Origin of the sequence: Vreelandella subterranea, from assembly GCF_900111305.1 — a bacterium.
In the GTDB taxonomy this organism is placed as follows: Bacteria; Pseudomonadota; Gammaproteobacteria; order Pseudomonadales; family Halomonadaceae; genus Vreelandella; species Vreelandella subterranea.
The window spans coordinates 225015-234157 of record NZ_FOGS01000007.1 but is presented as its reverse complement, the minus strand read 5'-3'; the positions used below and the strand labels follow the sequence as shown (position 1 = coordinate 234157).

The window sequence follows — 9143 nt, the reverse complement described above, 5'->3', positions numbered from 1 at the left end:
TTCGACCTCCATCAGAGCAACACGATCAGCCAGCGGTGCCGGTAAAAAGGGGGATCGATAGAACCGCCCGATCATGCTCTCGGCCGCAGTCGTGGTGGCCTGACCACCAAGATACACTTACTGTGCGATAGCCAGGGTTTTCCACTTACCTTTTCCCTCTCAGCAGGCCAGCGTGCCGATTCAACCCATTTCATCGAGTTGCTGGAGAAGGTTCGACTACCAGGGCGTTCCGGTAGGCCTCGCAAATGCAGTCGTTATGTCGTGGCTGACAAGGGCTACGATAGTGATGAGCTTCGACGCTACTGCACGCGTTACGGCATGCGGCCCATCATCCCCAGACGTCGCATGCATAGGCGCCCGCGTCCTGGCCTGCCGCATCAGTTCGACCGGCCGAAATACCGTCAGCGCAATGTGGTAGAACGCCTATTCGGTTGGTTGAAAGAAAAGCGTCGGCTAAATACCCGCTATGACAAGCTGGCCAGTAGCTTCAGGGCCATGGTGACCCTGGCTTGTATCCAGCAATGCATGAGAGCCGACTTTTCAGACAGAACCTAGCAGCTCGGTTATTGTCATCCTGGGACAGGCCGCAAAAAAAACGCCCCATCGCTAAACCGATGGGGCGTTTTTAGAATATTGATGGTGGAGCCTAGCGGGATCGAACCGCTGACCTCAACACTGCCAGTGTTGCGCTCTCCCAGCTGAGCTAAGGCCCCACAGGCTGTCGTTGCAACAGCGAGGCGCATATTACGATGCCAGCTGTCGTTGGTCAAGGTTTTACGCATTTCACCGTTTACTAATTCTCCTTTGCTGACAGCTGTGGCACTCTATAGGGCGTACAGGGTCACATCGTCGAGTTAACCTGCTTATTTTGCGACTGATGGGTGCAAGCGACAACGACCCAGCTTCTGGAATCCACCGCATGCAAGATGTGCCCTCTCAATGCAGGAGCTTGTCCTTTGATCAACGTTTTAATCGCCGATGATCACCACTTGGTGAGAACAAGTATTGCCCACCTATTGAACGATGAAACCGATATTCATATCGTCGGTGAGGCAGATGACGGCGAAAGCGCCGTTTCCAAGTGCCGTCAGTTGAGACCTGACATTGTGCTGATGGATATCCGCATGCCGGGGATTGGCGGCCTGGAAGCCACTCGCCGCATTCATCGCGGGATGAAAGACATCAAGGTCTTGATTCTTACCGGACATTTAGAGGATAACGTCGCCCGGCGCATGCTGGAAGCGGGCGCCTCCGGCTTCTTGAGCAAGGGCACCAATGCCACTGAAATGGTTAGCGCCATTCGTGACGTCTTTCATGGTCGACGCTACCTCAGCCAAGAGATTGCTCAGCGTCTCGCCATGTTACACTTCCATACCGAAGACAGCCCATTCGCCCACCTGTCGCACCGCGAGCTGCAAATAGCGCTGATGATTGTCAACTGCCAGCGGGTTCAGGATATTTCCGACCGTCTCCACCTAAGCCCCAAAACAGTCAACACCTACCGCTACCGGCTGTTTGAAAAGCTTGAGGTGGCAACCGATGTGGAGCTAACCCACCTTGCGCTACGCCATAATTTGGTCGAAGGGTTTGATCAGACAGAAGGTTAATCACCCCGATCATTGTGCGGCAATAAAGGCAGCAACGCGGTTCGCGATAAACTGTCAAAAGACACTATGACCTTTGATGCGAAAAAGTTTTTAAGCACGGTAAGCACATCTCCCGGGGTTTACCGCATGCTCGACACAGAGGGCAACACCCTTTATGTCGGCAAGGCGAAACGTCTGAATGCCCGCTTGGCCAGCTACTTCCGCGGCCAGCTCAACGCCAAAACCCAGGCCATGGTAGGGCGTATTGCGGATGTCCAGGTCACCGTCACACGCAGCGAAACCGAAGCCCTGTTGCTCGAACAGACGCTGATCAAGGAACTGCGGCCTCCGTACAACATACTGCTGCGCGACGATAAATCGTACCCATTCATCTTTGTCAGTGACCGCCACCCCTACCCTGCGCTTGAATACAAGCGTGCGCGCCAACGGCGTGGCGATGGACGCTACCTTGGGCCTTATCCCAGCAGTGGCGCCGTCAGGGAAAGCCTTGCCCTGATGCAAAAGATTTTCCGTATCCGTAACTGCGAAGATAGCGTCTTCGCGCACCGGTCGCGCCCGTGCTTGCAGTATCAGATCCAGCGCTGCAGCGCCCCCTGCGTGGACTACATCTCGGCCGAAGATTACCAGCGGGACGTTGAACACGCCGTGATGTGCTTGGAAGGTAAAAGCGAACATGTCACTCAGGAGCTGACCGCCTCGATGGAAGCGGCAAGCCAGGCACTGGATTTTGAAGAAGCCGCACGCTTTCGCGACCAGATACAGCAATTGCGTCAGCTCCAGCAGCGTCAGTTCGTCGACACCGAAAGCGGCAATGCCGATATTTTTGCCCTGGCTCAGCGACCGGGCGCCCTGGGTATCTCGGTGCTGAGCGTGCGCGATGGCCGTTTGCTTGGCGCCCGCCATCACATGCCCAAAAACGATCTCGACCTGTCCCCGGAGATGCTGTTGACCGAGGTGGTGAGCCAGTACTACCTGGGCCAGCCGCATAATATTCCCAGCGAGGTGATCACCAGCCATCCGCTTGAAGATGCTCAGTTATTGTCGGATGCACTCTCCCAGCACGCTGGGAAACGCATCCGGGTCACCAGCCAGGTGCGTGGCCACCGCGCCCAATGGCAACATCTGGCCATCACCAACGCCGAGCAGCAACTCGCTTCCCAGCTCGCCAACCAGAGCCAACTGAGTGAGCGTTTTAGCGCCCTGCAACAGGCACTCGGGCTTGAGGAAACACCTCAACGACTGGAATGCTTCGACATCAGCCACAGCCACGGTGAAGCCACCGTGGCCTCGTGCGTGGTGTTTGACCAGCAAGGGCCTCGCAAGAGCGATTACCGCCATTTCCGTATTGAAGGCGTGGCGGCGGGCGACGATTATGCGGCCATGCAACAGGCGTTAACTCGGCGGCTCAAGCGGATCAAAAATGGCGAAGGCATTGCGCCGGATATTTTAATCGTCGACGGCGGCAAAGGGCAGTTGAACATGGCGCGCGAGGTATTGGGTACGCTCGACATCAGCTCGATCACTCTGGTGGGCGTGGCGAAAGGCACCACGCGAAAAGCGGGCCTTGAAAGCGTTTTTCTGGATACGCCTGACCACCCATTACCGTTAGACCCCGCCTCCCCGGCATTGCACCTTATTCAACACATTCGCGACGAATCACACCGCTTTGCCATTGCGGGCCACCGCGCTCAACGTGATAAAACACGTCGCACGTCGACACTGCAGGACATCCCCAAGGTCGGCCCCAAGCGGCGACGGGAACTGTTGCGCTTCTTCGGTGGGCTGCAAGGCGTACAAAAAGCCAGCCGCGCCGAACTCGCCCGCGTTCCCGGCATCAGTGAAGCACTGGCCGAGAGTATTTATCGCGCACTCCACGGATAAAACGCATCGTGGACATGGATGCCTCAGGCCAAGGCAGATAGAATAGCGACAGACACCTTTGTTTTCATGACTCCACGGCAAGGATCGCTCTCCGCGATGAATATACCCAACATACTCACGCTCGCAAGAATCGCGTTTATTCCCCTGCTGGTGGTGCTGTTTTACCTGCCTTTCAGTTGGAGCATGCCCATCGCCGCCGGGATGTTCGCCCTGGCGTCCGTCACCGACTGGCTTGACGGCTACCTGGCGCGTCGCTGGAACCAGTCCACGCCGTTCGGGGCATTTCTTGACCCTGTCGCCGATAAGCTGATGGTTGCCGTTGCCCTGGCACTGCTGATCGAGCGTTTCGATACGGCGCTACTAACACTCCCCGCACTGGTCATCATCGGGCGCGAAATTGTCATTTCAGCGCTACGCGAATGGATGGCGGAAATGGGCAAGCGTGGCATGGTCGCCGTATCCTGGGTAGGCAAGCTGAAAACCACCCTCCAGATGGTCGCCATACTGGCACTGCTTGCCTTCCCCCCTGTGCATCCACTGGCGCAGGTCGGCGTGCTTATTCTTTACGCCGCCGCCATGTTGACACTCTGGTCGATGATCCAGTATCTGAAATCCGCCTGGCCTCATCTCAGTCGCTCAATGTAGGTCTCAACGCGAACCGATAGCGGAAATGTTTGATTGACAAGCTAAACGCGTTGCGTATAATTCGCCCTCGAGTCGAGCGGGAATAGCTCAGTGGTAGAGCATCGCCTTGCCAAGGCGAGGGTCGGGAGTTCGAATCTCCTTTCCCGCTCCAACTTGGATTGTGTGGAAAAGCAAGTGAGGGTCGTGAGCTGGAACGCCAGCCCGGTCGAATCTCCTTTCCCGCTCCAACGACTCACCGAGGCTGGATGGCAGAGTGGTTATGCAGCGGACTGCAACTCCGTGTACGCCGGTTCGATTCCGACTCCAGCCTCCATCTTTCTGGTGCACCGATTCCCATCGCTGCGCTGCCCGGATGGCGAAATTGGTAGACGCAAGAGACTTAAAATCTCTCGGGGGCAACCCCGTGCCGGTTCAAGTCCGGCTCCGGGCACCACCCTGAAATCCCTCCAGTGCTTCCTCTTGTCAACGTCCTGATTTGGCTGTAATTGACCGCGCTGGAAAATCCAGTACCTGCGTTATCGCCATCTGCCTGACACCGCGCTATGATACCTGCCGCCACCCCGAACGCTATCAGCCATTGCTGATCACGTTGACGCAGAGCCCAGGTCAAGCCCGCTAAGGAGTACCCCATGACGACGCCCACATCAGAGATATTGATCATCGGTGGCGGCGTTGCCGGTTTAACCCTTGCCTTGACCCTTGCTGAAACGCACCGTGTTGCGTTGATACGCCCGGCTCAGGACGACAAGGGTGCCAGCCGCTGGGCACAAGGCGGTATTGCCGCGGTGCTGTCACCCGACGATCATGTGGATGCCCACGTCAATGACACCCTGATTGCCGGAGACGGTCTTTGTGACGAGCAGGCCGTTCGCTTCACGGTTGAGCACGGCCCGGAAGCCATCGAGTGGCTCATCGACATCGGCGTCCCTTTTACGCCCGATCATTCCTCTGGCGCGCGCTACCCCTTTCACTTGACCCGCGAAGGCGGGCACAACGCACGCCGCATCATTCACGCTGACGATGCGACCGGGCGCGCCGTGGTCGATACCCTGCTGCAACGTGTCAAGGCACATGCCAATATCCAGCAGTACCATCACCTGAGCGTGGTGGGACTACTACAAGACACCCAAGGGGCATGTATCGGCGCTTATGCGCTTGACGAGCACCAAGGGTGGCACGCCCTGACCGCACCGAACACGGTACTTGCCACCGGGGGCGCCAGCGGCCTTTACCAGCACACTACCACCCCTGCCCCCAGCAGCGGTGAAGGCATGATCATGGCCGCTGAGCTGGGAGCCACTCTGATGAACCTGGAGTTTCAGCAGTTTCATCCCACCTGCCTGTACGACCCAGACGGCCCGGCCTTTCTGATTAGCGAAGCCGTGCGTGGCGAAGGCGGCCATCTGCTCAATTCGGCCGGCAAGCGCTTTATGCCGACCGTGGACGCCAGAGCCGAGCTTGCCCCTCGCGATGTTGTGGCGCGCGCCATCGACGCCGAGATACAGGCTCAGGCACTCCCCCATGTATGGCTGGATATACGCCATTTGGGGGTAGACGCTATCCAGCACCACTTCCCGACGATCAAGACGCACTGCGCATCGCGGGGGATCGACATCACCCAACAACCCATCCCCGTGGTTCCCGCCGCGCATTACAGCTGCGGCGGCGTGGCCACCGACCTCACCGGGGCTACCGGCGTGCCGGGGCTGTTCGCCATCGGCGAAACAGCCTGCACCGGGCTGCACGGCGCCAACCGCATGGCCAGCAACTCACTGCTGGAGTGCCTGGTGTTTGCCCGGAGTTGTGCCCACGCCCTTCAAAACACCGCTTCTGCCGCCAGGCAGTACGACGTAAGGCTGCCGTCGCTTCTCGGCGCCGATACGTTTATCGATACCCAGATCGCCGCATTGCGTAAACAGCTAGGTGCCACCATGAGCCAGCACGTCGCCATTGTGAGAAGTAATGCTGGCCTTGCCACCGCCAGCAAGGATCTCAACGAGATAGCCACTGCACTCGACGAGCTGAGCACTGGCCAGATGACGGTCGAGGCACAGCGTTTGCAGCAGTTGGTCAAGCTTGCACGGCTAACGGTCACCGCGGCACAGCAACGGCATGAATCGAGAGGCTTGCACTTCACAACGGACTGGCCCGGGCACGCTGAACATAGCCAACCGTCCCGCCTCACCCTCGAGCATCTACCCAAGGGTTAGCCGTCGCGTTTAACGACCGGGAGAGTGGAACAGGCGGCGCACTGCCCGGTGCGCCTCCCGCGGAACGCTATCGGGCCATAGCCAGACGCGCTGCTGCCCCACCTTCAGGCCCACCAGCCAGGGCGTCAGGTAGTCACAGCTGACAGCCAATGATGCGCCAAGCTCGCCTTGCGGCAGCAACCAGCGGCCCAGAGGCTCTTGCGCGCGGGGCAAGAGATAAAGCGTGCCATGGGGCAGGCAATGAGTGCTGCGCCATAAGCACCCACCCCCCACTAATACCACCGCAGTGGCCATCGGCCACCCCACAATCGCCTGGCACATTAATGCAAGCCCAAGCAGCAGGGTGCCGTGTAGCCCGACCCATAGCCTAGAGCGTGCGATAGGCAGAATTATCGGTGCTTTCGGCATGCTCGACGATCATCTTCACGATATGGCGCAGGACGGGGTCGCCCGGCCATTCCCGACGCATCAGCCAGACAAACAGATCCTGGTCTTCTTCATCAATCAGTTGCTGAAAGGCACGCTGATCACCCTCCTCCAGTTGGTCGTAACGCTGTTCCAAAAAGGGGATTAACAGTAAATCCAGCTCCCACATACCTCGACGTGAGTGCCAGTAAAGCCGCTTGCGGGCGATAGCGGCTGGGGATGTGTCGTCGCTCAACGTTGGCCTCTCTTGGGAAAAAAGGAATGTGGGGTCAGTATACCTAAGCCACAGGGTCGCGCCAGGGCCTCGCTTGGCCTATGCTGATATTGATTGTAGTACCTTGTTTTATCTAAATTGTTTTATCTCCGATTGCGCAGTATGCTGAATGAGGTGACAGAAAGGCCGTATTGTTCGACCTTAAACGTCTGCAGGGAGCCAACCAATGACCAAATCTGAATTAATCGAACAAATTGCCATGCACCAGCCCGAGCTGTCGACCAAAGAAGTTGAGACCGCCGTTCGGATTATTCTTGACGACATGACCGACGCACTGGCGAATGGTGGGCGGGTGGAAATTCGTGGTTTTGGGAGTTTTTCACTTCATTACCGCGAGCCACGCACCGGTCGCAACCCGAAAACCGGCGAGCCCGTCGAGCTTGACGGGAAACACGTTCCTCATTTCAAGCCGGGCAAGGAATTACGCGAACAGGTCGATGCGAGCCGTGCATTGGGGTATTGACGTAGCAAGGCATCATTGCCGTTTGCCAGGCATTAAAAGCGGATTCATGCCGTCTTTAGGATGACGTCGGGCAGCGACTCGTACACAATGGCACTACCGTGAAAGCTACTGACTAGGAACTTCTCATGCGTTGGATAAAAGGGCTGATTCTGGCCATCATTTTGCTGGTCGTCCTGCTGGTGGGCATCTTGTTTGCAGTCAATAACCAGCAAGCCATTGCGCTGAACCTGATTTGGCTGGAGCTACCCGCCGTCTCGTTATCCGTCTGGCTATTGGCAACGTTAACGTTTGGCGTACTGATGGGCATGCTGGCCATGCTTGGTGTGTATATTCGCCTCAAAGCCAGGTTGGCACGCAGCGAACGGCAGAACAAACAACAAGGCAAGGAACTCGACCAGCTACGCACGCAGGAGTTTAAGGAACTGGCTTAAATGCTGGACATATCGCTGCTGGGCGTTTTATTCGTCGCTATTGCGATTGGCTACGGGCTCGGGTTTCGCCAAGCATCCCGGCGGTCACGCGAGCGTTCGGGTTCTTCCCACAGTGGTCTCTCCCGGGATTACTTTGTCGGGCTCAACTATCTGCTCAACGAGCAGCCTGATGAGGCCATCAATACCTTCATCAATGCCCTGGATGTCAATAGCGATACGGTTGAGACCCACATTACGCTGGGTCGGTTATTTCGCTCGCGGGGCGAAGCCGACAAAGCGGTCAGCATTCACCAGAATCTTCTGGCGCGCCCGGCACTTTCCGATGCCACAAACGCGAAAGTTCAACTGGAGCTCGCACGTGACTTTGTGGCGCTGGGTGTCCATGACCGGGCACAGCGGCTGCTCAGGACGCTGCTCGATCAGGACCACGACAGTGAGTTGCGCTACCCTGCCAAGCGGCTACTGATCGATCTGTTAGAGCGCGAAAAGGACTGGCAAGGCGCCTTGGACACTGCCGCACCGTTGGTTAAACAGCATCCCAATATCCGCCGTGCAGCGGCCCACTGGCAGTGCGAACTGGCCGAGATCGAGACCGCCAATGCCAGCCGCGCGCTTGCCAAGCGCCATTTGAAAAAAGCCCTGCAGCTTGACGCCCAGTGCGTCCGCGCCAACCTGTTGCTTGCCGGGCTTGAAATGGAAAATGCCCACTATCCGCAGGCAATCGGCTACTTGACGCGCATTCTTGATCAGGACAGCGCCCACCTTCCCACCATGCTGCCGGCGTTGAAGCGCGCCTACCTGCGCAATAACGATGAGGCCGGACTGGAAACCCACCTCCGCCAGCTGATTACCATCGTGCCCTACACCAGCTTGATCATCGAACTGGGAGAACTGATCCATCATCGGGATGGGGTCGATGCCGCGATTGGCGTTACCGGCGAACTACTCAGCCAGGCCCCCAGCTTGCGGGGACTCAACTATCTGGTTGATCTATATATCGAGAGCCAGCGCCTGCAGGGTAGAGACGAACCTGACACGCGGCTGGTGCTGCTCAAGCATCACACCGAAGCCCTGCTGAAAGATCGTCCCCGCCACCGCTGCCAACGCTGCGGCTTTACCAGCGATGCCCTGCAATGGCAGTGCCCCACTTGCCGTTACTGGGGCACAATCAAACCGATTATCGGAGTCGAGGGCGAATAACGGCTC

The 9143-nt window shown here is 57.7% G+C and carries 9 protein-coding genes, 4 tRNA genes and 1 pseudogene; 11 read left to right on the top strand and 3 right to left on the bottom strand.

Going from position 1 to position 9143, the window contains the following annotated elements; all coding sequences use genetic code 11:
* A pseudogene (locus tag BMX75_RS12085) lies at window positions 1-555 on the top strand (IS5 family transposase); the annotation flags it as partial.
* 82 nt (window positions 556-637) lie between these two features.
* Here BMX75_RS12085 and BMX75_RS12080 read toward each other — a convergent pair.
* A tRNA-Ala gene (locus BMX75_RS12080) sits at window positions 638-713 on the bottom strand.
* Between the two features lie 243 nt (window positions 714-956).
* Between BMX75_RS12080 and uvrY the strand changes: the two genes are divergently transcribed.
* The 7 genes from uvrY to nadB all read left to right on the top strand — a co-directional run bounded on the left by uvrY (window position 957) and on the right by nadB (window position 6343).
* Window positions 957-1607, top strand: coding sequence for a UvrY/SirA/GacA family response regulator transcription factor (gene uvrY / locus BMX75_RS12075; RefSeq protein WP_092828258.1), 651 nt, complete (start codon window positions 957-959; stop codon window positions 1605-1607).
* A 66-nt stretch (window positions 1608-1673) separates the two neighbouring features.
* Window positions 1674-3488, top strand: coding sequence for an excinuclease ABC subunit UvrC (gene uvrC, locus BMX75_RS12070; RefSeq protein WP_092828279.1), 1815 nt, complete (start codon window positions 1674-1676; stop codon window positions 3486-3488).
* Between the two features lie 96 nt (window positions 3489-3584).
* Entirely contained in the window at window positions 3585-4133 is a 549-nt protein-coding gene (gene pgsA / locus BMX75_RS12065) for a CDP-diacylglycerol--glycerol-3-phosphate 3-phosphatidyltransferase (RefSeq protein WP_092828256.1), read from the top strand.
* Between the two features lie 76 nt (window positions 4134-4209).
* Window positions 4210-4284, top strand: a tRNA-Gly gene (locus tag BMX75_RS12060).
* A gap of 88 nt (window positions 4285-4372) precedes the next feature.
* Window positions 4373-4446 (top strand) — tRNA-Cys (locus BMX75_RS12055).
* Window positions 4447-4479: 33 nt separating this feature from the next.
* Window positions 4480-4566, top strand: a tRNA-Leu gene (locus BMX75_RS12050).
* 196 nt (window positions 4567-4762) lie between these two features.
* Window positions 4763-6343 carry an L-aspartate oxidase gene (gene nadB / locus BMX75_RS12045; RefSeq protein ID WP_092828254.1) on the top strand — a complete coding sequence of 527 codons (1581 nt, stop codon included), beginning with the start codon at window positions 4763-4765 and terminating at the stop codon, window positions 6341-6343.
* 9 nt (window positions 6344-6352) lie between these two features.
* Here nadB and BMX75_RS12040 read toward each other — a convergent pair whose 3' ends face one another.
* Window positions 6353-6751 (bottom strand): hypothetical protein, encoded by a 399-nt coding sequence (locus BMX75_RS12040; protein WP_245748523.1) that lies wholly within the window; start codon window positions 6749-6751, stop codon window positions 6353-6355.
* Window positions 6711-7004 (bottom strand): FAD assembly factor SdhE, encoded by a 294-nt coding sequence (locus tag BMX75_RS12035; protein WP_066322066.1) that lies wholly within the window; start codon window positions 7002-7004, stop codon window positions 6711-6713. The genes BMX75_RS12040 and BMX75_RS12035 overlap by 41 nt, the downstream gene beginning before the upstream one ends.
* Window positions 7005-7209: 205 nt before the next feature.
* On the opposite strand from BMX75_RS12035, the gene BMX75_RS12030 reads away from it, so the two are divergent.
* The 3 genes from BMX75_RS12030 to lapB all read left to right on the top strand — a co-directional run bounded on the left by BMX75_RS12030 (window position 7210) and on the right by lapB (window position 9137).
* A complete protein-coding gene (locus BMX75_RS12030; protein ID WP_066322076.1) occupies window positions 7210-7506 on the top strand; it encodes an integration host factor subunit beta in 297 nt (98 codons plus the stop codon).
* A 125-nt stretch (window positions 7507-7631) separates the two neighbouring features.
* Window positions 7632-7937, top strand: coding sequence for a lipopolysaccharide assembly protein LapA domain-containing protein (locus BMX75_RS12025; protein ID WP_092828250.1), 306 nt, complete (start codon window positions 7632-7634; stop codon window positions 7935-7937).
* The gene (lapB, locus tag BMX75_RS12020) at window positions 7938-9137 is read left to right on the top strand and encodes a lipopolysaccharide assembly protein LapB (RefSeq protein ID WP_092828248.1); all 1200 of its coding nucleotides are present in this window, start codon (window positions 7938-7940) and stop codon (window positions 9135-9137) included.
* Window positions 9138-9143 lie beyond the last annotated feature (6 nt).